The sequence below is a fragment of the Fluviicola sp. genome, from assembly GCF_029266855.1.
Taxonomy (GTDB): domain Bacteria; phylum Bacteroidota; class Bacteroidia; order Flavobacteriales_D; family Crocinitomicaceae; genus Fluviicola.
On sequence record NZ_JAQSWB010000001.1, the window covers coordinates 532,420 to 556,508 of the forward strand.

Below are 24,089 nucleotides of genomic sequence, written 5' to 3' on the forward strand. Positions count from 1 at the left end.
AAATAGCATTCCGACATTCAACTATCTTCGAATCAGCTGGCTGGATTTATCTCAGTCAGCTTTTTGAATTTTTAATTTTGCATTTTGAATTAGAGAGTTATGGAGCAGTCACGAAAAGTCATACAGGAAATTTTAGTCAGTAAGGCGGGTCTGAAACAGGATATTTTCCAGGACACAAAGAACCACTTTGAGCGCTTTAAAAAACACTTACTGGAGGAGATAGGAGCGCTGCGGGCGTCCATTGAAGACAGCCGGATTCGCTTGCACGTAGAGTATAAAGGAGAGTTCCAGGTCCAGGTATATATTGGCAGCGATGTGCTTGTTTTCCAAATGCATACAAATGTATTTAAATTACCCGATGAGCATCCTGCCTGGCAGACAGATTACTTGAAAGAGGATAAAACCCGTGGTTATTTTGGTATCATCAATATTTACAATTTCCTTGCGGAATCTTACCTCAAAAACCGTTCAAACGACTTGGGGTATCTGATAGGTCGTGTATTTATCAATAAGGATGAACATTTCATGGTTGAAGGAAAAGGTCAGCTAGGGTTTTTATTCCGGGATTTGAGCAGCTCCGTATTGACAGATTCCATCCTGACGAACATTATTCACGTTTCATTTTCCTATGCTTTGGAGTTTGATCTGCTGACTCCACCTTATGAAATAGTATCAAAAGTCACCGTATTTCAAATGCATGAAATCGAAGCCAACAGTCAATTGTCTACAGGTAAAAGACTGGGTTTCAAATTTGAAGCAGAAGACAAAGATATTTTTTAAAAAAAAAATGAGTGTAGCTATTGCAAATAGGAAAATTCCAGCTATATTTGCACTCCGAAATTCAAAAAACGGCCCATTCGTCTAACGGTTAGGACATGCGGTTTTCATCCGTAAAATAGGAGTTCGATTCTCCTATGGGCTACATAAAAAGAAAAGACTGTTTTATTCAGTTACGGCCCATTCGTCTAGTGGTTAGGACGCCAGGTTTTCATCCTGGTAACAGGAGTTCGATTCTCCTATGGGCTGCAAATTTTAGTTTGTAATAACACAAAAAAATGGCAAATCACAAGTCAGCACAAAAACGAATTCGTTCTAACGATGTTAAGCGTTTGCGTAACAAATACCAACACAAAACAACTCGTAACGCGGTACGTAAACTTCGTTCTTTGAAAGATAAGAAAGAAGCTAACGACTTATTACCTCTTGTAACTTCCATGTTGGATAAATTGGCAAAGCGTAATATCATTCACAAAAACAAGGCTGCAAACTTGAAATCAGGTTTGACACTTGCTGTGAATAAATTATAAGAATATTCATTAAGAAATAAGAAGGGTCTTGTCAGCCAATGGCGATAAGACCTTTTTGTGTTTTAATAAAGTTTCATGATGAAATGGGCTTTGTTTCTACTCGTCACCCTTTTTTGCCAGCTTATTAGCCAGGCACAGTCCCCCTTTGGAAATTATTTCCAGGATACACTGAAACCGGGCCATCGCATTTCCGGCAAACTGGATTCAGTAGATGCCAGCATGGCAAATTACCAGCATACACTTCCCGGAGATTTCAACCCCTTCCTGTTTCACTTCTCCTTTTCAGATTTAAACACAAGCTGGTACAAACCTTTGGGACGAAGATTTTCATCGATTCCTCACATTGCTTTTGAATATTCAATGGGGTCGAGAGCAGATCAGCTTGGGAAGATCACATACACCCATGCACTCGATTCCAATACCTTCATCCAGTTTGATTACGTTCGAAGAAGTAATAACGGAAATTTAAGAAATTCAGGTTTTGAACGAAATTCCGTACAACTTGGTTTGATGCATCGCTCACGCTTTTACGGAACAATTCTGGACGTTTCCTTTTACGGCAATAACAACCAGTTTAGTGACGGTTTACTTGGCGATTCTATTCGCGAGGGATTTGCACTTTTATTCCAGCAGGTACAAAAAGAGAATTCCAGTAATAAAACAAAAGAGTTTCATGTTGACTGGAAGAACTACATTTCTTTTACAAAAGATTCCCTTCAAAAGATCGGATTGATACTGCAGCCGAAACTGGACATTAAAAATCAGCGTTATTCCGAGCAGGATACACTTGAAAAAATTTATGGATTTTACAATTACGATTCGTTAAATACGAATGATTACTGGGAATTGTCCTCGCTCAGGTTGAATGGGGGTGTTTTTTATAAGAATCAGGGGTTTAACATAGAGGCCGGGCTCGGAACAAGGTATTGGGATTATGACAACATGCTCATTCACCAGGATACGACGGAAGCGTATGGTTTTGCGGCAATAGATCTGATCATAAAGGGGTATTCGCTTAATGCCTTCGCAAACTACACTTTTGTCGGAGCAAGCGGAGAAACACAGATTTTAGCTGAAGCAAAGAAATCTTTCCGGACGAATCTTTTTTCATTGAATGCAGGACTAAGCAGGCAATACCCGGAGAATTACCAGCGTGCCTATTATGGAAACACCCTGTTGTATAATTGGAATTCCAAAGTTTTAAGCACACGAACGACAGCTAAGTTCAATTGGTCCAATAAGAATCGCTTTGTTCCCTTTTTTATCCAGGCATTTATGGAGAACAATTCGAAAATGCCTGTCTTTATCCAGAACAGGTGGCGGCAAGATACATTGACATCCTTGAACGTTATGGGAATCCAGGCGGGTTTTGAATATTCGTTCAAAAAACTATTGATCCAGGGAAGGGCAAGTTACAGGGAAAGCACAGGCGATTTATTGCCTAATTGGTTGATTTCAGGACGTATTGCTTATAATGGCGGTATATTCAAAGCTAAAAAGCTGAAAACAGTTACCGGTATTGAAGTCGGATACATCAGTCATTATCAGCTGATCGATTTTGTTCCCCAAATCAATGCCTATACACTTCTTAGCACAGGACAGCAATTCAGGGACATGATGAAGCTACATTTCTTCAGCCAGTTTGACCTGGGGTATTTCAGATGGTTTGTCCGTGTCGAAAATATTGAACAGACATTCCTGGAGCCTACAAATTTCGAAGGAGTAGGTTATCCGGTACCATCACTCCAGTTTCGCTTTGGGGTTTCCTGGGACTTCTTCAATTAAACCCTGGTATAATTGAGTTCAAAAGCTCAATGGTTTAAACTTTTGAGCACTTTGAACATTTGAACCTTTCATTGGGGATAAGTTCGTTCTTTTATTGATTTGTATCAAAGAAACCTTTCCTATATTTGAAGACCAAAAAAATATACATGGGATTATTAGATAATAAAGTTGTATTAATTACCGGAGCATCCAGAGGAATAGGCAAGTCGATTGCCGAAGAATGTGTAAAGCAAGGTGCAAAAGTTGCTTTTACTTATTTGTCTTCAGAAGAAAAAGCACGTGCTTTGGAAACGGAATTGACTGCAAATGGAGGAGTAGCGGTTGGATTTAAATCCGATGCTGCAAATTTTGACCAGGCACAAAAATTGGTTGACGATGTAGTGGAAAAATTCGGAACGATAGATGTTCTTGTAAACAATGCAGGGATTACACGTGACACGCTTTTGATGCGCATGACAGAAGAGCAATGGGATGATGTAATCAATACGAATTTGAAATCTGCATTCAATTTAACAAAAGCAGTTCAACGCCCGATGCTAAAAGCGCGTTCGGGATCGATCATAAACATGTCATCTGTAGTTGGTGTCAGCGGAAATGCCGGTCAGGCAAATTACGCAGCTTCAAAAGCAGGACTGATCGGATTTACAAAATCCGTAGCACAGGAATTAGGCTCAAGAAGTATTCGCTGCAATGCAATTGCTCCCGGCTTTATTGAAACAGAAATGACCGGTGCATTGGATCAAAAAGTAGTGGAAGAATGGAGAAATTCAATTCCGTTAAAAAGAGGAGGACAACCGATTGATGTTGCAAATGCAGTGGTTTTCTTAGCATCTGACATGTCAGCTTATGTTACCGGGCAAACAATCCATGTTTGTGGAGGAATGCTTATGTAGTCCGAAGCATTGCGAAGGAATGATGATGTAATTCGAAATTATACATATAAAAAGTAGGGGCGCGATTAATCGTGCCCCTACTTTTTATATCCCGTTTTAAGAATTCGTTCTCGATTTAACCCTTGAAAAAAGCGTCAGGAATTTTCTAAGCAGATCGTAATAAAGTGCAACGATCATTAGGACAGTCATTCCCCACAAGACTAAAACATTTGCCAGGAAAGTACTCATTGGAATTCCGAACCAATATTTCTTGTAAGTATAGAAAGGAGCGTCCAGCAAACGCGTATTCTTTGGATCCATATAAAGCGGATCGTCTTTCTGGATCAATTCATCGTCTGTAACAATGATCTTCTGTACTTCGGTACGATTCGTAACCAAATCCTGTAAACTTTCATTGACAAAAGCAGCCTGGGAAGCTTCGAAATTTTTCTCTCCCATCGTTAGAACCAGTTTGTCCAGTGCTTCGGTCGTTTGATTATAAGTTAAATTGTACTGTTTCTTAAGCATTTCAAGGAAAGAAGCAATGTTGAACTGCACCTCCTGAACGGAAGATTTCCCTTTTTGCAATTGGGTCAAGCCTGCTACACAATCTTTGCATTCCAAATTCGCCCAATTCGAAATTTCTTTTTCAACTTCATTTGTCAGGATCCGCTTTGCTTTTTCAAAATCTTTTACTGAAGATTTCCTGTCAGCCAAAATGGTCAGCTGATTTTTCATTTCAGGAATCCAGTAATCTCTTTTCCAGCTTGCATTACTTTGTTTCTGATGCAACTCAAATTGCTGACTTTCATGTTCGTTATCAACTGCCTGAACGACTGCCAAAGCTTCATAAGCCCAGCGGGATGCCATTGCATTTCCAACCCAGGGAACTTCATTGTTGGAAGAGAAAATAGGGTGAAGTTTATCAAACTTTACGATAACTCCCGAAAAGATCAATTGGGGAATGATCAGTAAAGGAACGATGATGTAGATTACTTTCGCAGAATTAAATGCACTTGAAATATTTAACCCAAGTACATTAGCCATACAGGAAGTAGAGAACAAAATCAACCAGTATTCCCACCACAAACCATGAATTTCAAGGATCAGGTTTCCTATAAGTACGAAAAATGCAGTTTGGATAGCAGAAACAATAAACATGATCAGGATTTTCGACCAGAGATAAGATCCCAGGGAAAGATTCAGGAAACTTTCGCGTTTCAGGATTTTCTTGTCTTTTATAATTTCTTCTGCTGCAACTGTTAAACCTAAGAAAAGTGCAACTACCACAGATATAAACAAATACTGGGGAATGTTTTCATTTTCGTAGAAGACATAATCCTCATGTCCTTTCCCATCCGTATTAAAGAATTTAACGAAGAATGAAAGGATTGCAGCCAACACGGGTGCCTCAAGCATGTTGATGAACATGTATTGCTTGTTCGCTAATTTGCTCAGAATATCTCTCAGGAAGAAAACCTTGAACTGCCGGATCTTATTGGCAATCCGTGAAGTTCCTTTAACGGGTTCTACAATTTCTTCAATATCCGCATTCTTATAATTGGATAAATAGCGTTCATTCCATTCTCTTGGGCTTACTTTCCGGACTTTGGTCTGATTTCCATACTCATCAACCACTTTTGATTCGATGATGTTGAATATCTGTTCCGGGTTCACATTTCCGCAAATCGGGCATTCGCGTTCATTTGCATTTACATGATGTACGTGCGTTTTAAAGTAAACAACCGCATCAATCGGATTTCCATCAAAAATAGGATAACCGCCCTGATCCAGGATCAGAAGTTTATCGAACATTTTGAAGATCTCTGATGAAGGCTGGTGGATCACTACAAAGATCAGCTTCCCTTTCAGGGAAAGTTCCTTGAGCATGTCCATAATATTTTCAGAATCGCGAGAAGAGAGTCCCGAAGTCGGTTCATCAACGAACATGACAGCAGGTTCACGGATTAATTCAAGTGCAATATTCAAGCGTTTTCTTTGCCCCCCGGAAATTGTTTTTTCCAACGGACTTCCGACTTTCAAATGTTTTGCATCTCCCAATCCGATGTCGGAAAGGAGATCCAGCACTTTTTTCTTTAACTGAGATTCGGACAGGTCGTTGAAACACAGTTTAGCGTTAAAGTAGAGATTTTGAAAAACGGTTAATTCCTCGATCAGCAAATCGTCCTGTGAAACAAAACCAATCACACCTTCGAGTTTTGATTTTTCGCGATGTAAATCCACACCATTGATTGTCACGGCACCGTGTGAAGGAGCGTAATTTCCGTTCAGAACATTCAGGAACGTAGATTTTCCGGCTCCGGAACCACCCATTACACCAAGGAGTTTCCCTGACTGTTCAATGAAATTGATCTCATGCAAACCAATTTTCCCGCTGTTGAAGTGGAACTGTAAATGATCTACTTTGAAAGTGATCTTTTCCTGGTTCGCATCGTTCAGGAATCTCGAAATTACATCACTGTAATAAATCGGTGCTGACTTATTGGTACGTAGGGTAGATCCCTGGTTTAAAATATGTCGTCTTTCATTGGAAACGATCTGACCGTTCAGGATCAATTCATCGTGTCCGAAGTATTTAAAGAACAAAATGTTCACACTTTCCACCCGGATCACAGAGATCCTGCCGTCGAGGCCATCCAGTTTAATAAGCTTCGCATGCGACAGGTCCAGGTTTTTCTCTGTAATGTACATGAAATGTTCGTCATCCAGAACCGTTTCATTATTTGCCTCTACGAAGGATTTTAATTGCTGGTATTCAAAATCGGGGATATTGAACGATTCCGAAACAGTATGAACGAATTCCTGTTCCTGCTCATGAACCTGGTCATTTGCATGGATAAAGTCAAAAATACGCAGCAACACGATCATTTTTTGTCGCTGGGTAAGTTCTTCATTGATCTGAGCGCAAATTCGCAGAACTTTTACCGAATTTACAGATGTTCTTTTGCGCTGCCCGTCTTTTTTTGCCGATCCCTGGTGGTGAACTAATAAGAACTCGTCAAATAGCTGAATGTATTTTTGGAGTAATTCATCGTTTAATTCAGTCCGTAAAAATGCTTCTACAATTCGTCTGCCATTAGAACTTTCAATGGCTTCACTTGTTGGGTCTGTTACTTCATCAACCTTCGCGATAATCGCGAATAACTGCATTAGAGCGCGGAGTATGCGTTCACTCATGCTTTTCTGGAATTTATTTACTAATTATTACCTCTTGAACCCGATCATCATTACGGCACAGCCTGTGATCTTTTTGTCCATATCTAATTCTGTTTCGATAACAACAGGAATTGTTCGCGGAACTTTAAAATCCCAGTAACTGGAGTTTTTGTATTTTCTATTGGAGAACAACACCATTCCCTGCATGTCTTTTACGGTGAAAATGACATATTCGTCATCTGTACCTGCAGTTGCTGCGATACGATAGGTGGTTCCTCCAAAAAAAGTCGTTTTAAATTCTGCTTTCTCACGATCTAAAAAAGCGGTATAAACCTGTCCGTCAGAAATGAAATTCTTCTCCTTTCCTTTCAGAATCTCTTCACAATTCTTTACCAAGGTCTCACAATCCTGTGCATTTACTCCAAATCCAACGAATAAAGTAAAAATGCTATATAATGCTAACTTTTTCATATGACTAGTGTTATTCGATTACTTTTCCTCGAATTGATTCGATTTTCTGATTAATAAAATTCAGGGTGCTGGAGTCAACTGTTACCACGGTTTTATGTCTTAAAGTTGTTGTTTTCTTTTTGGCATTTGTAACCGGAGCCATGTATTCATATTTGATCGTGATCTGATCGAAATAGAATTTCAAATCTTTCATGTCATTGATCAACTCATCCCATTCACCTTTTTTATTGTAGTCTGAAAGGAGTTCGATAATGGTTTTTAAAGTTTCTGTTTGCTCAGCAATACGATCCAAGATCTTTTGATTTTCGTTTTCTTTATTGATGTTGCAAGCCAAATACATGGATTCGATCCAACCACCGACAAGAATAAGTGCAGAAACACTTTTACGGTTATTTGATTTCAGGAAATTGTCAGATTTTTTGAAGGCATCGGAAACAATCACCATCATAGAATCCTTATTCGTGGAATTCTTTTCAAAGCGAGACATGAAATCTTTGTCGAAAGCACCTTCCAATCCAAGTTTACTGGTTAATTTTTCGATAGTAGAAAGATACTTTAAAGCGATGCTGTTTTGTTTGTAGATCGAAACGTAACCAAGATCCGTACCGTAGATTCCCAGGTTCAGGGCTTTCTTATACTCGGAAGTATAATCGCCCACCTTATCCAGGTCATTTAATAAGAATTCGTTATAAGGCGATTTGGATTCTTCCAGGAGCACTGCCATTTGCATAGGAGAGGGAATACTGAAGATCTTATCATCAAACTTCGCATTCAAAGAGCTATTGGGGTCAATAACTTCTTTACTTATTTCAGGCTTTTTTTCCTCTTCTGAACCACAAGAGCTAATCATAAGTACAATCCCGGTACTTATTGTGAAAGTAGTTAATAGCTTATTCATAAGTCGCATTGTTTCTTCGTTAACGTACTGACGAAAATATACAAAAAAATGTTAACAGAACTTCCTTGTTGATAATTCTGAATCAGAATTGTTTAAAACGATGATTTGAACGAATAGTTCCGGATTCTAATTAAATTTGTATCACTGTTATAAGAGTGCAGTGATCATCAGAAATTAAGACTATTGTTTTGATTCGGGTCTTCTGCGTTCTTCGTGCCTCTGCGGTAAAAATTTAAATCCAAATTTAACCGCAAAGAGTGAAAGAGCGCAAAGTTTTGATTACTTGGAATCTCATCGTAAAATTTAAATTATGAATATCCGTCCACGAAGAAACCGCAAAAGTGCAGCTATCCGCGCAATGGTAGAAGAAACACAGTTGGGATCCCAGCACCTGATCTATCCTTTGTTTTTAAAGGATGGGAAAAATATCCGCGAAGAAGTTTCTTCCTTACCGGGGAATTATCGCTGGAGTATCGATCAGTTGCTTCCGGAGTTTGAAAAGTGGATGAACCTGGGTATTAAAACCTTTGACTTATTTCCTGCAGTAGACGAACATTTGAAAGATCAGATCGGGAGTTATAGTTATGCAGACGAGAATTTCTACCTACACATTATCCGAACTCTGAAAGAAAAGTTCCCGGAAGCAGTTTTAATGTCGGATGTGGCATTGGATCCGTATTCTTCCGACGGACATGACGGATTGGTAATTGACGGAAAGATCGTAAACGACCCGACGCTGGATATCCTTGGTAGAATGTCGGTAGCGCAGGCGCAGGCAGGAATTGATATTATCGGTCCTTCCGACATGATGGACGGGCGGGTAGGTTTTATCCGCGATGAGCTGGATAATGCAGGTTTCCAGGATGTTTCAATCATGTCATACACCGCAAAATATGCCAGTGCTTTCTACGGACCATTTCGCGACGCGTTAAATTCAGCACCCAAAAGCGGAGACAAGAAAACCTATCAAATGAATCCGGCTAATAAGCGCGAAGCACTGATCGAAGCGGAATTGGACATTGCGGAAGGTGCAGATTTCATCATGGTGAAACCGGCTTTGTGTTATTTGGATATCATTCATTTGTTGAAAGAGAATTTTGCCACACCGATCACAGCATACAATGTAAGCGGAGAGTGTGCCATGGTTTATGCGGCAGCTAAAAACGGCTGGCTGGATTATGATCGTGCAGTTATGGAGATGTTGTTGAGTATTCGCAGAGCAGGAGCAGATGGAATCCTAACTTATTTTGCTCCGGATGCGGCGAGATTAATTCATGACTCATAATTCATTTCGTCAGCTTGATGGACGTAATTCCGCAATATTACGTCACGAGCTTTAGATAACAACTTATAAGACTTTGAAATATAGAGGGTTAATGCGAGCATATTAATTCGTGTCCCAACACTTCAACCTCATGACGTAATTCGTAAACAATTGAAAGATGATCTATTTTATTTGGGTTATTATACTTTTTTTCAACCTTCTTTGGATAATCCGAAAGAAACCTTATCAGCGCTATAAAATTGTGAAATTAAGGAAGCTGAAACGGGAGATTAAAGTTAGACGATAGCTTTCCCGGATAATTCCAGAGAATTGAATTAATCATTAACACAATGATAATTATTCAAATAATAAGAATACAGTTAGTTATTTTTAATTTATAATCCGAAAAGCGATTGCAAGGATGATTGCCGTAATTGCAATTAATAAAATCCTGCTACCATGTTTTCTATCCGCTTCCGTATAAGTAAACACACGTTCTCCATTTGGAAGTGTTTTCTTGCTGGAAATAATGTAGTATCCGATAATAATGCCGATTAAACCTCCCAGGAAAGCGAAAACATATCCCAGACCAATCCAGAATGTATCGTGCTTTTCCGGTTCAGAAAGTTCTTCCAAGCGTTGTTCTTTCAATTGGTTTATTTTCTGAGGGGTCACTTCGTTTCCGCGATCTTTCAAAATCTTTTGAGCCAATTGGAAATCAAAAGGGCTCCATTCATCCTGTTTCGAGATCAGGTCTATTAATTCTTCATCCGTAAAGTCAAACAGGTAATAACCCGGATCTACCTGATCCAGTTCAGAACCTGCGATCGCATTTCGAAGTTCGTTGACTCTATCAAAATCTTCCGGGTATAATTTGATCCGGTAATCCCGGTGATGATTATTATTTGCAAAACTCACATCGAATATTTCAACATCATCTTCCAATTCGTAAGGAATGTTATTGGATTTCAAAAGTTCAACAAACTCTTTCAATTCAGGGATCGTTGCAAACTTCTCATAGGCGATGAATTCTGACATATTCCGGTTTTAGATGGCTAAAGTTACTTTATTTCGTTTAAAAATGAAGCACATGATTTTTCGTGCGAAGTAGAGCATGGCCGGAGATTTTTTGTATTTTGTAGTATGATGCAGATTTTATCAGGCAAGCAACAAAAGTATCTTGATCAGTATACGATAGAGCACGAACCGATTTCATCAACAGATCTGATGAACAGGGCTTCCCAGGTTTTTACAGATGAAATCCTGCAGGATATTTCAGCGGATAATTCCCTTATTGTTCTATGCGGGACGGGGAATAACGGGGGAGACGGTTTTGTCATATTCCGTTATCTCAGACTGGTTGGAATAAACGCCCGCTGCTACCTGGTTCCTTTCGGATCAATGAGTCCCGACTGCCAGGTTCAGTTTGACCTGGTTAAAACCAATGTGCTGATCTGGAATAATGAAAACCAGGAGCCAGATTGGAATGAAAAAACCATCGTCATTGATGCTTTACTGGGAATCGGTTCGAACCGGGAACCGGAAAATGAATTAAAGCGCGCCATTGAATGGATAAATTCCGTTTCCTGTGGAGTTTATTCCGTAGATATGCCTTCGGGTTTGCCAGCTGATGAACTTCCAACCCATAATTGCATTGTCAGGGCCACAAAAACATTCACCTTCCATGCTCCGAAACTCACATTCCTCTTACCGGAAACTGCTGAATTTGCAGGTGATTGGAAAGTGCTGGATATTGGATTGGACCAATCGGAAAGTAAGAAACAATATACACCCTACGAATTGATTAGGGAAGACGCTGTCAAAGCTCTTATTCCAGGAAGAAAGCGATTTTCACATAAAGGAACTTACGGTCATGCCTTATTGATTGCCGGAAGTGATGGTAAAATGGGGGCGTGCCTGCTCAGTTCAGAAGCCTGTTTGCGGTCGGGAATCGGTTTATTGACCGTTCACACAGTTTCCCAGGGAAAATACAGTTTGCATCAGCGGATTCCCGAAGCGATGGTTCAATGGGATTCAGCTGAAAACAAACTCAGCGGCGAATGTTTACCAAAACTTACCGGCTTTTCGGCCATTGGAATCGGGCCGGGACTGGGAACCGCAAAAGGAACACGCCTGGCTTTGGAAAAGGTACTAGAGTCCAAATTGCCCTGTGTAATAGATGCTGATGCGTTGAATGTGCTTGCACAACATCCTGAATTATTGGAGAAGCTACATGAAAACTGTATTTTGACACCACATCCGAAGGAGTTTGAGCGCCTGGCAGGTTCGTTTGAGGACAGTTTGGAGCGTTTGGAACGAGCCGTTCATTTTGCCGGAACGAATAACTGCATATTGGTTTTAAAAGATGCCATAACAGCGGTTATTAATCCGAGGGGAGCAGTGAGTTTTAATTCCACCGGGAATCCGGGAATGGCAAAAGGCGGTTCGGGTGATGTATTGACAGGAATCATTCTGGGATGTTTAGCACAGGGAATCAAGTCGTTTGATGCTGCCAGAACAGCTGTTTTCCACCATGGTTTAGCCGGCGACAAAGCAAAAGAAGCGAAAGGAGAGCGGGCGATGCTGGCAAGCGATCTGATTGCCAGTCTGAGAATAGAATAAGAATCAATCACTAAGGAATTCTCTTAAGACTTTCTCTTTTCGAAACTCTTCCAGGAAACTGCTTATGGAAATTTGAGTGGGCATTCCATATTCAGCGAAATCGTCTTTGGTAAAAGAAATCACTTCTTTCCCTTTCAGGTTTGAAATCAGGTAAGCGTGATAAGTTCCTTTTTGCTGAATAACTTCATATTTTGGTGTAAGGTCAGTATCGGGTGAGATTTCGTATTCAGAAGAAACAATTTTGTTGTCCGTATGCAAGAACAGCACATTTCCGAAAATCAGGTAATTCCCTTTCACATAAACATCACCACCCATACAGCGTTCCACATAAAGAAAGGATGAATCATTCGGAAAGGCCAGGTCACTTGCGCAACAATCGCAAGCTGCAATGATTTCCATATTCACAGAATCTAATTCAGGACCGATAAAAAAGACTGATCCGCTTAAATTTGTGTCAGAGTTCTTGACAAAAGAAGTTGTCATTTCCGGAACCGGTAATGGCTTTCCTTTATTACAGGAAACAAGAGAGATCCCACAAATAAAAACACAAATAAATTTCTGAATGCACATATTCTAAAGGTAGCTATAATTTCCACGAAATCCTTAGGATCAGTATGAGTTTATTAAAGCATCCGGATCTATTAAATAAACACAGATTTTGAATTAAAAAAGAATCACCTTAGGGTACGGATATAAGTTCAAAGCGGGCGAATATCAATTTAACATCTCAGAAATGGTGTAAATTTTCAGTAATAAGTATATTCACTGCTATAATAACTTAAATATCCAGCTTATGAAATTAAAAATGGCCTTTTTATCTGCAGCATTTTTGCTTTTAGCGAACGTTGCGAGTGCATTCACAATCCGTTATTACAACAAGGATTCCGAAAAGTACACCATGGAAGTAAGATCGAACGGATCTACTCAAAAGATTGAATTCAGCAGTTCTACAACAAGTTCGGCGTCAGTTCAAACAAGTGCTTCAGAAGTAGAGATCAAAACCGAATGCGGTTGGGTGAAAGTGAAAGACGGAGCTAAGATTTCTATTAAAAATGGTTGCATTACGATCGAGTAAATCTAACATAACAGAATGAGGATCCTGGTTTATTTCGATAGGCCGGGATTTTTTTGGACATTAAGATGTTAGGACATCAGGATTTTAAGACTTGAGGCCAGTGACTCCGAAGTATTGTTAGGTTCGGAAAGAATTCACATTTTGAGAAGCTGATGGGTATTAGTCTTCAGTGTTTTCAAGGGAAATGATCACATTTCCGGTTTTCTCTCCTGTCATTACATATTCATATGCCTTTGAGATTTCATCCAGGGAATATTCGCGATCGATCACAGGCTTAAATTGCTCCTTTTCCAAAAGGTTCTTAATGTAGGGGAGTGTTTTTTGAACACTGAACGGAATAGGGAAGATGACCTTCTTTTTATCCCCGAGGGAAGGGAACAAGGCTAAAAAGGGATTTTGAGCATAAGGGCCCAATTCCGAAGAAATATAGATTCCTCCATTCTTTAATAAGGATTTGCATTTTCCGAAGGTGCTTTTTCCAACAGCATCAAATATCAAATCATATTTTTCAGTGTCCTTAGTGAAATCATCTTTGGTAAAATCAATGACTTTATCGGCTCCTAGTGATTGAATCAAGGGGATGTTCTTTGTGTTACAGGTAGCAGTTATCCGAACATCAAACTGCTTCGCAAACTGCAATGATGCGGACCCAATTGCTCCTGTTGCACCATGAATCAGAATGCTTTGACCTGGTTTTATTTTCGCTCTTTGTATAAAAGAATAGGCATAATGAGCACCCTCCAAACTCGCTGCGGCCTGTTTAAAATCAGACTTTTCAGGCATTATTAATAAATTCCCTTTTGGAACGATCTTCACATATTCTGCCTGTGATTCCAAACCCAGATCCGTAAATCCAAACACCCGGTCATTTAGGTTGAAATCCTGAATATTCTTTCCTGTTTCCACAACTATTCCGGCAAAATCAGTTCCCAGGGTTATTTTCCGCGGATTAAACAAACCAAGAACCAGGCGCATAATAAAGGGTTTAGCAGTAAGATTAGCACAATCTGTCCGGTTAACTGTGGTAGCCATTACTTTTATGAGTACTTCATTGTCATTTGGAACCGGTCTCTCAATTTCTTCAATTTGAATATTTTGCGGTGAACCATAGGATCTTCTTATTGCAGCTTTCATTTCTTAATACTAGTATAATCGGTTTTTTTGTTTCCGCGGATTTTTCACTGCAAGGTACATGAAGATTTTTTAACTGCCAATTACTGCCTTTATGACTTTGATGCTCATCGATTTTTTTATCTCCCGCAGATCTCGCAGATTTTTAACCACAAAGAACACGAAGGTTTTATACATGTGGTAATGGTGACTTTATGACTTTGATGCTCATCGATTTTTTATCTCCCGCAGATCTCGCAGATCCCGCAGATTTTTTAACCACAAAGAACACGAAGGTTTTATACATCTGGTAATAGGTGTCGTTATGACTTTGACACTCATCAACTTTTTTATTTCCCGCAGATGACGCAGAAGGCGCAGATTCAAGGGGTATTATAAGGATCGTTATTAATCTATGGTTTGTTTGTGTTTAGCTGAGAAATGTGATGAGTTTGGATATTATTTCCCGCGGATATCGCAGAAGGTGCAGATTTTTAACCACAAAGAACACGAGGCACACGAAGGTTTTATACATGTGGTAATTGGTGTCTTAATGACTTTAGATACTCATCGACTTTTTATCTCCCGCAGATGACGCAGAAGGCGCAGATTCAAGGGGTATTATAAGTATCGTTATTAATCTATGGTTTGTTTGTGTTTAGCTGAGAAATGTGATGAGTTTGGATATTATCTCCCGCGGATATCGCAGAAGGCGCAGATTTTTAACCACAAAGAACACGAAGAACACAAAGGTTTTTCTTTGCAATAAATTTAACTCATTTCGCTGTTGATTGTATGGTTTTTTCAAAAGAATGGGGTAGTACTGTCCAATGTATTTTCAATCAATTTCTTGCATCCTTTCAAATCTTGTCTATATTTGCCTCATGAAAATGACAACATTCTTACATCAACATCATCATGGTTTGCTCAGCTAAGCGCTTTGGTGAGATGATTGTATCTATATAACTCTTTAACCCGCTTGGCTTTCAAGCGGGTTTTTTGTTGTCTTTTTATTCCAACACTCTTTTGAAAGTCAGGCTTTAATTTAAAACATGAAACGTTTAATTATTGCTTTACAAAAATCAGGCAGACTCCGTGAGGGTTCTTTGAAACTGCTTAAAGAATGCGGACTGAAGGTAGATTACCGCGATGGTCAATTGAAAGTCATCACCTCCGATTATCCGGCAGAACTATTATTCCTTCGCAACAGCGACATTCCTCAATATGTAGCGGATGGAGTGGTAGACCTGGGGATTGTAGGTTCGAATCTATTGGAAGAGGATGAAAGTCCGGTAGAGATCGTCCAGACGCTCAATTTTTCACAATGCAGGTTGTCTTTCGCTGTTCCCAAAACTTCAGGGATTCAAACCGCCCAAGATCTCCAGGGAAAACGCATTGCAACTTCCTATCCGAATTCAGTACGGAAATACTTGCAAAAGGAAGGAGTGAATGCAGATATTCACACCATTTCCGGATCTGTAGAAATCGCACCATCATTAAATTTGGCAGATGCAGTTGCAGACATTGTTTCAACGGGAAACACCCTGTTTCAAAACAACTTGCGCGAAGTATTTCCTTTCCTGTATTCCGAAGCGGTTCTTATAAGAGGACGGAATTTTGATTCGGAGAAACAAGCATTGCTGGATCAGTTAGTATTCCGCATTCAATCCGTTTTAGCTGCAAACGAAAATAAATACATCCTGTTGAATGTCCCAAAAGATCAATTAGATACGATTTGTCAGATTCTTCCCGGAATGAAAAGTCCAACCATTTTACCATTGGCAATTGAAGGCTGGGTAAGTGTTCATTCCGTTGTAAAACAAAAGGAAGTTTGGAAGATTGTGCAACAGTTGAAGGAGGCTGGTGCAGAAGGGATCTTAGTTTGTCCAATTGAAAAAATGGTTTCATGAAAGTTTTGATTAATCCATCCGAAAGCGAGTTGACCCTGGCGTTAAGTCGTCCGAAACTGGAGTCCGTAAATCTGGATTCTTTGATTTCGGAAGTGTTTGCTATGGTTGAAGCAGAAAAAGACGAAGCCTTAAAGAGATTCACCCTTCAATTCGATCAGGCAAGAACAGACTGTTTATTAGTTTCAGATAAAGAATTTGAAGAAGCAGAACAAGTTCTTCCGCCTAAATTGAAAACTGCCATTCAAACAGCAGCACAAAACATTGAACGTTTTCACAGATCCCAGGAAAACAGAGAAACTGAAGTAGAAACAACTCCCGGAGTGCTTTGCTGGCGAAAATCTGTTCCGATTCAAACAGTCGGATTGTATATTCCCGGAGGAACGGCACCTTTATTTTCGACCGTACTTATGCTTGGCATTCCAGCAAAAATTGCCAGTAATCCGGTTCGTTATTTATGCACACCACCAAATAAAGTGGGGCGAATTCACCCTGCAATCCTATTTGCGGCCAAAACGGCAGGAATTGAGTCGGTTTACAAGGTCGGAGGAGCTCAAGCCATTGCAGCGATGAGTTTGGGAACCGAAAACATTCCGAAAGCAGACAAGATTTTTGGTCCCGGAAATCAATACGTGACAGCAGCAAAAGTCTACGCTCAGAGTTTGGGAATTGCAATTGACATGCCTGCCGGACCATCCGAAGTGCTTGTTGCAGCAGATGATTCCATTCCGGCAGCTTTTGTGGCAGCTGATCTATTGGCCCAAGCCGAACACGGAACTGATTCACACGTCGTTTTTCTAACAGATAATCCGCAATACCTCCAAGAGGTGTTAGGGGAAGTTGAATATCAATTGAAGGAACTTCCAAGAGCAGAGATTGCCCGGGAAGCATTGAATTCAAGTGCAGCTTTTGTCGTTGAGGTGGAAAAATGGGCAGGTATCATTAATTCGTACGCTCCGGAGCATTTGATTGTTATGGGGGAATATGAAGACCTCCTGGCACGCAAGGTTACAAATGCCGGAAGCGTTTTTATCGGGAGGAATAGTGCCGAAAGTTTCGGTGATTACGCATCAGGAACGAATCACACTTTACCAACTGCAGGATTTGCACGTGCTTACAGCGGTGTTTCACTAGACTCTTTTGTAAAGAAAATCACGTATCAAAAAGTGAGTAATGAAGGATTGAAGAATCTTGGTCAAACTGTTATAACAATGGCGGAAGCAGAAGGATTACAGGGACACGCCAATGCAGTGAAAGTCCGGCTAAAAGCAGGCTTCGACTCCGCTCAATCTACTTTTGTTCCTGGACTTAGCTCTCTTTTTGCTTCCATATCCGATATTGAGAAATTTATCCGGGAGGATTTGAGGAATATTCGTCAGTACAGCTCTGCCAGGGATGAATATGAAGGAATGGGCGAAGTGTTTTTGGATGCAAATGAAAACAGCCTCGTAACCGGATATAACCGCTATCCGGATCCGCAGCAAAAAAAGCTCAAAGAAGTGATAGCCGGAATAAAGGGTTTAAATCCCGATAAGCTGTTTTTAGGAAATGGTTCGGATGAAGTACTCGATTTGATTTTCCGCTTAACGACCTGTCCTTTTTTGGATTCCGTTGCTTACCTGAATCCTTCTTACGGGATGTATTCAGTGCTTACGCAAATAAATGGTTTGAGAACGAAGGAAATCAACCTGTCCGAAGACTTTCGGGTTACATCCTCTGAAATTCTACTTCAATCGAAAGGTGCTAAGTTACTGATTATCTGCAATCCGAATAACCCGACCGGAGGCGTGATCTCCAGGGAAGAATTGATCAGGATCGTCAGGGAATTTGAAGGATTAGTAGTTATTGACGAAGCATACATTGATTTTTGTCCGGCTTATTCTTTAGTTGATGAAGTGGAGAATTATCCCAACCTGATCGTGGTTCAAACGCTCTCCAAAGCTTATGGAATGGCAGGATTGCGTATTGGAATGGCTATCGCATCAAAGGAATGGATCACTGCTTTGAACCGGATTAAACCACCTTATAATTTAAGTTCACCCGTTCAGGAAACCGCAATGAAAGAGTTGGAAACAATTTCCTGGAAAGAGGTGCGAGCTGAGATCATCCGTGAACGGAAGCGCCTTTCAGATTATTTAAAATCCAATTCCGCTGTTACGAAGGTGTTTCCATCAGAAGCCAATTTCATCCTGTTCCGTGTGCCGGATGCTTCAAAGGTTTATAAAAAACTTATTGAAAATGGAATCGTGGTACGGGATAGAAGCAACTTGTTTAATTGTTCCGACACCTTGAGAGTAAGTATCGGTACGAAAGCAGAAAACGACCAATTCATTCAAATCATGCAAACATTATGAAAAAGAAAGTAATTTTTATTGACCGCGACGGAACAATTATTAAAGAACCACCCGGTTTCCAGGTTGATTCATACGCTAAGCTGCAGTTTTTGGAAGGAGTCATTTCAGCCTTAAAAACCATTGTTTCCTGGGACGAATACGAATTGGTTTTAGTAACCAACCAGGATGGCTTAGGCTCAGCAGTCTTTCCTTATGAGGATTTTATCGGGCCACATCAATTGATGCTGGATATCCTGAGAAGTGAAGGAATTGTTTTTTCCGAAGAATGTATCGACCGGTCTTTTCCCGAAGAGAATTCACTGAAGCGTAAACCGCGTACAGGTATGCTGACGAAGTATTTATCGGAAGAATATGATTTGAAAAACTCATTTGTGATCGGAGACCGCTGGACAGACGTGGAATTAGCGAAGAATCTCGGATGCCGGGCATTTTATATACAAACTCAGGAAATTGAAGTCGGAAGCGAATTGCAGTTCTCCCGGCAGGAACTCGAACATGTTATCCGACGAAAAGTACCAAGTTGGGCCGATTTGGTTTCGGATCTGCGATTGGGAACCCGGAAAATAAGCACTCGAAGAACTACGGCAGAAACAGACTGTTCACTTGTTCTGGACTTAGATGGAACAGGCATTTCGAAAATTTCAACCGGAATCCACTTTTTCGACCACATGCTGGACCAATTGGCACGTCACGGACAATTGGACCTGGAATTGATGATGAAGGGGGATTTGCAGATCGATGAGCATCACACAGTAGAGGATACAGCTTTAACCCTGGGTCAGGCTATTGATCAGGCTCTTGGATCCAAACGGGGAATTGAGCGTTATGGTTTCTGCTTGCCAATGGACGATTGTTTTGCTACCTGCGCCATAGATTTTGGAGGTCGGCCGGAGTTGATCTGGAAGGTGGAATTGAACCGGGAATTTGTGGGGAAGCTGCCGACGGAAATGGTTCAGCACTTTTTCAAATCGTTCTGTTTTACAGCACGTTGCAATATTTATATTCAAGCAACAGGTGAAAACGAACATCACAAAGTTGAAGCTATTTTTAAAGCTTTTGCGAAAGCCATCCTGATGGCAAAACGTCGAACTGGAAATCCGGATCTTCTTCCGACAACCAAAAACACGATCTAATGAAAGTGGTAATTATCGATTATGGAGCAGGGAACTTATTTTCCGTACAGCAAGCCTTTAAAAGACTAGGAATTGAAACAATTTTAACGAATAATGAACAAGAAATACGTTCAGCCACACATGTTGTTTTTCCGGGAGTAGGACATGCCAAAAGCGCAATGAAACAGTTGAAAGATCATGGATTAGATGAAGTGATCCCAAAATTAACACAACCGGTTTTGGGAATTTGTTTGGGAATGCAACTGATGTGCGGCTGGAATGACGAAGGAGATTTAGATGGCTTGGGCATTTTCCGGGTTCGAATTGAATCGATTCAATCACAGTTCACGAGTTCGAGAATTCGCGGATTATCCAAATGGCAAACAGACAAGTCAAGTAAAGAATTCGGAGATGGGACTTTGAATTATCCCGTTCCTCACATGGGCTGGAACGACGTTCAATTAAACGGAAGATCGGAAGCGTTTTACTTCGTTCACAGTTATGCCGCAGCAATCTGCAAAGAAACCTGGGGAATTGCGTCTTATCCGGCTCCGTTTTCTGCTGCCTTAAAAAAAGATAATTTTTACGGCGTACAATTTCACCCTGAAAAAAGCGGAACGGCCGGAGAACAATTATTAAGTCAATTTTTAGCATTATGATAGCAATACCCGCAATAGACCTCATTAACAAGCGTGTTGTGCGCTTACTGCAAGGGAATTTTAAGCAGCAAACATCTTATTTACTCGATCCGCTCGAGTATGCAAAGGAAATTGCAGAAAGCGGGCTGGAATATTTGCATTTGGTAGACCTTTCAGGTGCCAAAACCGGACAATTGGTTCATCAATCCCTGTTAAAAGAAATAGCTGCCAACACGAATCTAAAAGTTGATTTTGGCGGGGGAATCAAAAGCATTGAAGATATTGAAAGCTTACTGGAATCGGGAGCAAACCAAGTAGTGATCGGGAGTTTGTGTGTAAATGAACCGGAGACGGTTGTTATGTGGATCAAAGAATTCGGAACGGAGCGGTTCATTCTTGCGCTGGATACAGACGGGATAAGCCTGAAGATCAACGGCTGGCAGGATTCTTCAGGGAAGACCTTGGAAGAATCCATGAAGCATTTCAGTGAATTCAAAGACTTAACGATTCTTACAACCGATATCCGCAGGGATGGCACGGGAACAGGACCAAGTCTTGATCTGTACCAGGAACTTATGCAAAAATTCCCGGATCAGCGATGGATTGCAAGTGGTGGAGTAGAATCCATGTCCGATTTGAAAGAACTCAGGAAAACCGGCTGCTATGCTTGTGTCATAGGAAAAGCCCTGTTGGACGGAAAGATCACATTAAACGAATTAAAAGTTTTTAACGATGCAGGTATATAAACGCATCATTCCCTGTTTGGATGTTCAAAACGGAAGAACAGTAAAGGGAATCAACTTCGAAGCAATACAGGATGCGGGCGATCCGGTTCAATTGGCTGGATTTTATGCCGGACAAGGCGCCGATGAGTTGGTTTTATTGGATATTTCAGCTACGAATGAAGAACGGAATACTTTTCTTCCAATTGTGAAAGCTGTTGCAGCCCAGGTAAATATACCTTTTACAGTTGGAGGAGGAATCTCATCAGTTGAAGCGGCAAGAATGTTACTACGAAGCGGGGCTGATAAAATCTCCGTAAATTCATCTGCTGTTAAACGTCCGGAACTGATCTCGGAACTGGCAGGAGCATTCGGGAGTCAGTGTGTGGTTGTTGCGATAGATATCCGAAAAACAGGAAACAGCTGGACAGTTCACACACATGGAGGAAAACGCGACACCGGAATGGACGCTTTGGAATGGCTTCAAAAAGCAGTTTTCCTGGGAGCTGGGGAATTACTTATTACATCCATGGATGGCGATGGGACGAAAAGTGGTTTCGCGCTAGAATTTTACAAGAAAGCAGGGCAGCTTGTTTCCGTTCCGATCATAGCTTCCGGAGGAGCAGGAAAAGCGCAGCATTTTGAAGAGCTTTTCACACAAACTACTGTTACCGGTGGCTTGGCAGCGAGTATCTTTCATTTTGGTGAAATTTCTATTCTTGAATTGAAGGATAAATTAAAAATTAACAATAGAATACGTGTCTGATTATGAAAAAACAAAGAAATAAAACGAATCTTACTATCCTGTCAATTTGGGCAGTTGCACTAATAGTTTCCTGTAATGAAAAAACTGGTAAAAAGCCCCCATCATCTGATCATTCGGATAAACAAATTGAAATCACTCACCCCAAACCTGTATTTGGCGATGAACAAAAAGAAGATAATCCGTTCGACATGTATAGTTGCTATCCCTTGAATAGCATCTACATCTTTGAATCGCCGGTTGAAAATGCTTTTTTTGACAAATTGTGGAAGAAATATAAAACCAATGCTTTTTCAAAAGTAAAACAGGGTAGAGAAATTTGTCTGGGAGATTACTGTCAATCCTATGAGATATTGACCAATTCAAAAGAGAATATTAAAATTTATTTCTTCAAAGGAGATGCAGGAGAGTATGGTTTTGACAATGCACAATATGTTTTCAGAAATGACAGTTTAATTTTTTCAAGGCATTTTGATTTGGATATTTTAGAATGGTCTACAGACACATCATCCACCAGTTGGGATATTTCGGAGACTATTTGTTATTTGAAGAATAGAAGTGTGATTAAAAAAGAAAAAAAAGCGATAAGTTCAGATTTATCACAATTTGATTATTCATTAAAAGAGATAACTCCAAAAAAAATCGGAAATATCTATTCCACTTGGTTAGAGGATACTAAAGCAGATATTCAAAGGGGGATAGATCCCCAAAAAGAAGCAAAGAAATATGAATAAGAAACTCAGTAATAGAATATCCTCCCCTCATTTTTCCTCCTGCGTCGAAGCTTTGGCACAAGCGTAAAAGGGAAGCAAAAAGCAGTATTATGAAATACAACGAAAACGTATTAATTCCGGCAATTATCCAGGATTACAAAACAAGAGAGATTTTGATGCTGGGCTATATGAATGAAGAATCATTCAAACAAACTTTGGAAAGCAAATTGGTGACCTTCTTTTCACGTTCCCGGAATGAAATTTGGTTAAAGGGAAAGACTTCGGGTAATTACCTGGAATTGGTTGATTGGTCATTGGATTGTGACGAAGACACCTTGCTCATTCAGGCGAAAGCTAAAGGTCCGACTTGTCATACGGGGGCTGTTTCCTGCTTTGGTGAGGTGAAACCAGCTCCGTTCGATACCCTGAGCAAACTCATTGATACGATAGATGATCGCTTTTCAAATCCGAAGGAAGGATCTTATATTCAATCTTTGATTGAAAAAGGATTACCCAAAATTGCTCAAAAAGTAGGAGAGGAAGGAGTAGAGATTGTCATTGAAGCGATGCGGGATAAGCCTGAATTGTTCAAAGAAGAAGCGGCAGATCTGCTGTTTCATTATTTGATTCTGCTGAGAGCGAAAGAAGTAGGTTTGGATGAGATTTTAGGTGTTTTGAGTAGTAGAGTGAAGGAGTGATAAGATGATATTGAGTATTGCTTATGTAGGAAGTTTCGCTGGATTTATAGAGTCGGGAGCCTAAACTGCCGTCGTGTGGGTAAATGAGCATGGTGACTTCTTTCCAGGATTCTTCGAATGCGTTATTTTGTCAGGAATGGATATTGAAACGATAGACTTACTGTGAACATGTTAACTCATTTATTTACAAAACCAATTAACTAAATGGTTTACAAACTTTTACCAATGCTTCTCAAAATAAGCCTTATCAAAGACTTTTTCGTGGTGCTTGAATAAGGTACTTGCAGTGTTTTTCAGATTCATCTGGTCCTTTTTACCGAATAGTCTTGTCAGCATGGCAATGGGGAACAGGAATAAGTAGAAAATGAGTGTCAATACAATATTCGGAACGATGTAGCTTAATACCAATGTCAGTTTCATCCATACGAAATCGATCTGTTTGGCAATGAAATTGGATAATACTCCTGCTAAACCTACAAAAAACGCTACCGACAAGCTCCATTTCATTTTCGTGATGAGATAGACTAGTATAAAACCGACAACGATTGTCAGAACAGTTTTAGCAGGATTGGATGTCTTTTGTTTGGGAGCGCTCATAGTG

Annotated in this window: 22 protein-coding genes and 2 tRNA genes; 17 read left to right on the top strand and 7 right to left on the bottom strand. The window is 40.2% G+C overall.

Translation table 11 applies throughout. The annotated features are described in order from the left end of the window. Positions 1 to 99 precede the first annotated feature (99 nt). The 6 genes from K0S23_RS02565 (at position 100) to fabG (ending at position 3,985) form a co-directional block, all read left to right on the top strand. On the top strand, positions 100 to 780 hold the full coding sequence (locus K0S23_RS02565; RefSeq protein WP_300353811.1) for a hypothetical protein: 681 nt from the start codon (positions 100 to 102) through the stop codon (positions 778 to 780). A gap of 70 nt (positions 781 to 850) precedes the next feature. Then, positions 851 to 922 (top strand) — tRNA-Glu (locus tag K0S23_RS02570). Positions 923 to 954: 32 nt separating this feature from the next. Next, a tRNA-Glu gene (locus tag K0S23_RS02575) sits at positions 955 to 1,026 on the top strand. A gap of 29 nt (positions 1,027 to 1,055) precedes the next feature. Further along, positions 1,056 to 1,307: a 30S ribosomal protein S20 gene (rpsT, locus tag K0S23_RS02580; protein WP_300353813.1), complete on the top strand. Its 252-nt coding sequence runs from the start codon at positions 1,056 to 1,058 to the stop codon at positions 1,305 to 1,307. 75 nt (positions 1,308 to 1,382) lie between these two features. After that, positions 1,383 to 3,092: a putative porin gene (locus tag K0S23_RS02585; protein WP_300353816.1), complete on the top strand. Its 1,710-nt coding sequence runs from the start codon at positions 1,383 to 1,385 to the stop codon at positions 3,090 to 3,092. 146 nt (positions 3,093 to 3,238) lie between these two features. Further along, entirely contained in the window at positions 3,239 to 3,985 is a 747-nt protein-coding gene (gene fabG, locus K0S23_RS02590) for a 3-oxoacyl-[acyl-carrier-protein] reductase (RefSeq protein ID WP_300353819.1), read from the top strand. Between the two features lie 96 nt (positions 3,986 to 4,081). On the opposite strand, the gene K0S23_RS02595 is transcribed toward fabG, so the two are convergent. The 3 genes from K0S23_RS02595 to K0S23_RS02605 are packed head-to-tail and all read right to left on the bottom strand — an operon-like array spanning position 4,082 to position 8,510. Then, entirely contained in the window at positions 4,082 to 7,162 is a 3,081-nt protein-coding gene (locus K0S23_RS02595) for an ATP-binding cassette domain-containing protein (protein ID WP_300353821.1), read from the bottom strand. Positions 7,163 to 7,189: 27 nt separating this feature from the next. Continuing rightward, entirely contained in the window at positions 7,190 to 7,612 is a 423-nt protein-coding gene (locus tag K0S23_RS02600; protein WP_300353823.1) for a hypothetical protein, read from the bottom strand. Positions 7,613 to 7,622: 10 nt separating this feature from the next. Further along, on the bottom strand, positions 7,623 to 8,510 hold the full coding sequence (locus K0S23_RS02605) for a hypothetical protein (protein WP_300353825.1): 888 nt from the start codon (positions 8,508 to 8,510) through the stop codon (positions 7,623 to 7,625). A 310-nt stretch (positions 8,511 to 8,820) separates the two neighbouring features. Here K0S23_RS02605 and hemB point away from each other — a divergent pair, with 310 nt between their 5' ends. Continuing rightward, positions 8,821 to 9,795, top strand: coding sequence for a porphobilinogen synthase (gene hemB / locus K0S23_RS02610; protein WP_300353828.1), 975 nt, complete (start codon positions 8,821 to 8,823; stop codon positions 9,793 to 9,795). Positions 9,796 to 10,164: 369 nt separating this feature from the next. On the opposite strand, the gene K0S23_RS02615 is transcribed toward hemB, so the two are convergent. Then, positions 10,165 to 10,812: a hypothetical protein gene (locus K0S23_RS02615; protein WP_300353831.1), complete on the bottom strand. Its 648-nt coding sequence runs from the start codon at positions 10,810 to 10,812 to the stop codon at positions 10,165 to 10,167. Positions 10,813 to 10,917: 105 nt separating this feature from the next. Between K0S23_RS02615 and K0S23_RS02620 the strand changes: the two genes are divergently transcribed. Next, on the top strand, positions 10,918 to 12,396 hold the full coding sequence (locus K0S23_RS02620; RefSeq protein ID WP_300353834.1) for an NAD(P)H-hydrate dehydratase: 1,479 nt from the start codon (positions 10,918 to 10,920) through the stop codon (positions 12,394 to 12,396). A gap of 3 nt (positions 12,397 to 12,399) precedes the next feature. Here the strand turns inward: K0S23_RS02620 and K0S23_RS02625 are convergent, their stop codons facing one another. Beyond that, positions 12,400 to 12,966: a hypothetical protein gene (locus tag K0S23_RS02625; RefSeq protein WP_300353836.1), complete on the bottom strand. Its 567-nt coding sequence runs from the start codon at positions 12,964 to 12,966 to the stop codon at positions 12,400 to 12,402. A 223-nt stretch (positions 12,967 to 13,189) separates the two neighbouring features. On the opposite strand from K0S23_RS02625, the gene K0S23_RS02630 reads away from it, so the two are divergent. Next, entirely contained in the window at positions 13,190 to 13,471 is a 282-nt protein-coding gene (locus tag K0S23_RS02630; RefSeq protein ID WP_300353839.1) for a hypothetical protein, read from the top strand. Between the two features lie 159 nt (positions 13,472 to 13,630). Here K0S23_RS02630 and K0S23_RS02635 read toward each other — a convergent pair whose 3' ends face one another. Further along, on the bottom strand, positions 13,631 to 14,605 hold the full coding sequence (locus K0S23_RS02635) for an NAD(P)-dependent alcohol dehydrogenase (protein ID WP_300353841.1): 975 nt from the start codon (positions 14,603 to 14,605) through the stop codon (positions 13,631 to 13,633). A 1,028-nt stretch (positions 14,606 to 15,633) separates the two neighbouring features. On the opposite strand from K0S23_RS02635, the gene hisG reads away from it, so the two are divergent. Genes hisG through hisIE form a run of 8 tightly spaced genes read left to right on the top strand, consistent with a single transcriptional unit; the run spans position 15,634 to position 23,488 of the window. Then, entirely contained in the window at positions 15,634 to 16,491 is an 858-nt protein-coding gene (gene hisG / locus K0S23_RS02640) for an ATP phosphoribosyltransferase (protein WP_300353843.1), read from the top strand. Further along, complete coding sequence (gene hisD, locus K0S23_RS02645; protein ID WP_300353845.1) at positions 16,488 to 18,842, top strand: histidinol dehydrogenase; 2,355 nt, start codon at positions 16,488 to 16,490, stop codon at positions 18,840 to 18,842. Before hisG ends, hisD begins: the two co-directional genes overlap by 4 nt. Then, positions 18,839 to 19,975, top strand: a complete 1,137-nt coding sequence (hisB, locus tag K0S23_RS02650; protein ID WP_300353848.1) for a bifunctional histidinol-phosphatase/imidazoleglycerol-phosphate dehydratase HisB — start codon at positions 18,839 to 18,841, stop codon at positions 19,973 to 19,975. Before hisD ends, hisB begins: the two co-directional genes overlap by 4 nt. Beyond that, the gene (locus tag K0S23_RS02655) at positions 19,975 to 20,613 is read left to right on the top strand and encodes an imidazole glycerol phosphate synthase subunit HisH (RefSeq protein ID WP_300353851.1); all 639 of its coding nucleotides are present in this window, start codon (positions 19,975 to 19,977) and stop codon (positions 20,611 to 20,613) included. The genes hisB and K0S23_RS02655 overlap by 1 nt, the downstream gene beginning before the upstream one ends. Next, entirely contained in the window at positions 20,610 to 21,338 is a 729-nt protein-coding gene (hisA, locus tag K0S23_RS02660) for a 1-(5-phosphoribosyl)-5-[(5-phosphoribosylamino)methylideneamino]imidazole-4-carboxamide isomerase (protein ID WP_300353853.1), read from the top strand. Before K0S23_RS02655 ends, hisA begins: the two co-directional genes overlap by 4 nt. Then, positions 21,325 to 22,080 carry an imidazole glycerol phosphate synthase subunit HisF gene (gene hisF / locus K0S23_RS02665; RefSeq protein WP_300353855.1) on the top strand — a complete coding sequence of 252 codons (756 nt, stop codon included), beginning with the start codon at positions 21,325 to 21,327 and terminating at the stop codon, positions 22,078 to 22,080. Before hisA ends, hisF begins: the two co-directional genes overlap by 14 nt. Positions 22,081 to 22,082: 2 nt before the next feature. Then, the gene (locus K0S23_RS02670; protein WP_300353858.1) at positions 22,083 to 22,811 is read left to right on the top strand and encodes a hypothetical protein; all 729 of its coding nucleotides are present in this window, start codon (positions 22,083 to 22,085) and stop codon (positions 22,809 to 22,811) included. Between the two features lie 29 nt (positions 22,812 to 22,840). Then, on the top strand, positions 22,841 to 23,488 hold the full coding sequence (gene hisIE, locus K0S23_RS02675) for a bifunctional phosphoribosyl-AMP cyclohydrolase/phosphoribosyl-ATP diphosphatase HisIE (RefSeq protein ID WP_300355351.1): 648 nt from the start codon (positions 22,841 to 22,843) through the stop codon (positions 23,486 to 23,488). Between the two features lie 219 nt (positions 23,489 to 23,707). Here the strand turns inward: hisIE and K0S23_RS02680 are convergent, their stop codons facing one another. Continuing rightward, the gene (locus K0S23_RS02680) at positions 23,708 to 24,085 is read right to left on the bottom strand and encodes a hypothetical protein (protein WP_300353860.1); all 378 of its coding nucleotides are present in this window, start codon (positions 24,083 to 24,085) and stop codon (positions 23,708 to 23,710) included. Positions 24,086 to 24,089: the final 4 nt, after the last annotated feature.

Bases quoted from the DNA above. Each gene is read 5' to 3' on its own strand.
- K0S23_RS02635 (WP_300353841.1), bottom strand. From the start codon at position 14,605: ATGAAAGCTGCAATAAGAAGATCCTATGGTTCACCGCAAAATATTCAA.
- K0S23_RS02655 (WP_300353851.1), top strand. From the start codon at position 19,975: ATGAAAGTGGTAATTATCGATTATGGAGCAGGGAACTTATTTTCCGTA.
- K0S23_RS02595 (WP_300353821.1), bottom strand. From the start codon at position 7,162: ATGAGTGAACGCATACTCCGCGCTCTAATGCAGTTATTCGCGATTATC.
- hemB (WP_300353828.1), top strand. From the start codon at position 8,821: ATGAATATCCGTCCACGAAGAAACCGCAAAAGTGCAGCTATCCGCGCA.
- K0S23_RS02585 (WP_300353816.1), top strand. From the start codon at position 1,383: ATGATGAAATGGGCTTTGTTTCTACTCGTCACCCTTTTTTGCCAGCTT.
- rpsT (WP_300353813.1), top strand. From the start codon at position 1,056: ATGGCAAATCACAAGTCAGCACAAAAACGAATTCGTTCTAACGATGTT.
- K0S23_RS02625 (WP_300353836.1), bottom strand. From the start codon at position 12,966: ATGTGCATTCAGAAATTTATTTGTGTTTTTATTTGTGGGATCTCTCTT.
- K0S23_RS02620 (WP_300353834.1), top strand. From the start codon at position 10,918: ATGATGCAGATTTTATCAGGCAAGCAACAAAAGTATCTTGATCAGTAT.
- K0S23_RS02615 (WP_300353831.1), bottom strand. From the start codon at position 10,812: ATGTCAGAATTCATCGCCTATGAGAAGTTTGCAACGATCCCTGAATTG.
- hisD (WP_300353845.1), top strand. From the start codon at position 16,488: ATGAAAGTTTTGATTAATCCATCCGAAAGCGAGTTGACCCTGGCGTTA.
- hisF (WP_300353855.1), top strand. From the start codon at position 21,325: ATGCAGGTATATAAACGCATCATTCCCTGTTTGGATGTTCAAAACGGA.
- hisA (WP_300353853.1), top strand. From the start codon at position 20,610: ATGATAGCAATACCCGCAATAGACCTCATTAACAAGCGTGTTGTGCGC.
- K0S23_RS02680 (WP_300353860.1), bottom strand. From the start codon at position 24,085: ATGAGCGCTCCCAAACAAAAGACATCCAATCCTGCTAAAACTGTTCTG.
- K0S23_RS02630 (WP_300353839.1), top strand. From the start codon at position 13,190: ATGAAATTAAAAATGGCCTTTTTATCTGCAGCATTTTTGCTTTTAGCG.
- hisB (WP_300353848.1), top strand. From the start codon at position 18,839: ATGAAAAAGAAAGTAATTTTTATTGACCGCGACGGAACAATTATTAAA.
- fabG (WP_300353819.1), top strand. From the start codon at position 3,239: ATGGGATTATTAGATAATAAAGTTGTATTAATTACCGGAGCATCCAGA.
- K0S23_RS02600 (WP_300353823.1), bottom strand. From the start codon at position 7,612: ATGAAAAAGTTAGCATTATATAGCATTTTTACTTTATTCGTTGGATTT.
- K0S23_RS02670 (WP_300353858.1), top strand. From the start codon at position 22,083: ATGAAAAAACAAAGAAATAAAACGAATCTTACTATCCTGTCAATTTGG.
- K0S23_RS02565 (WP_300353811.1), top strand. From the start codon at position 100: ATGGAGCAGTCACGAAAAGTCATACAGGAAATTTTAGTCAGTAAGGCG.
- K0S23_RS02605 (WP_300353825.1), bottom strand. From the start codon at position 8,510: ATGAATAAGCTATTAACTACTTTCACAATAAGTACCGGGATTGTACTT.
- hisG (WP_300353843.1), top strand. From the start codon at position 15,634: ATGAAACGTTTAATTATTGCTTTACAAAAATCAGGCAGACTCCGTGAG.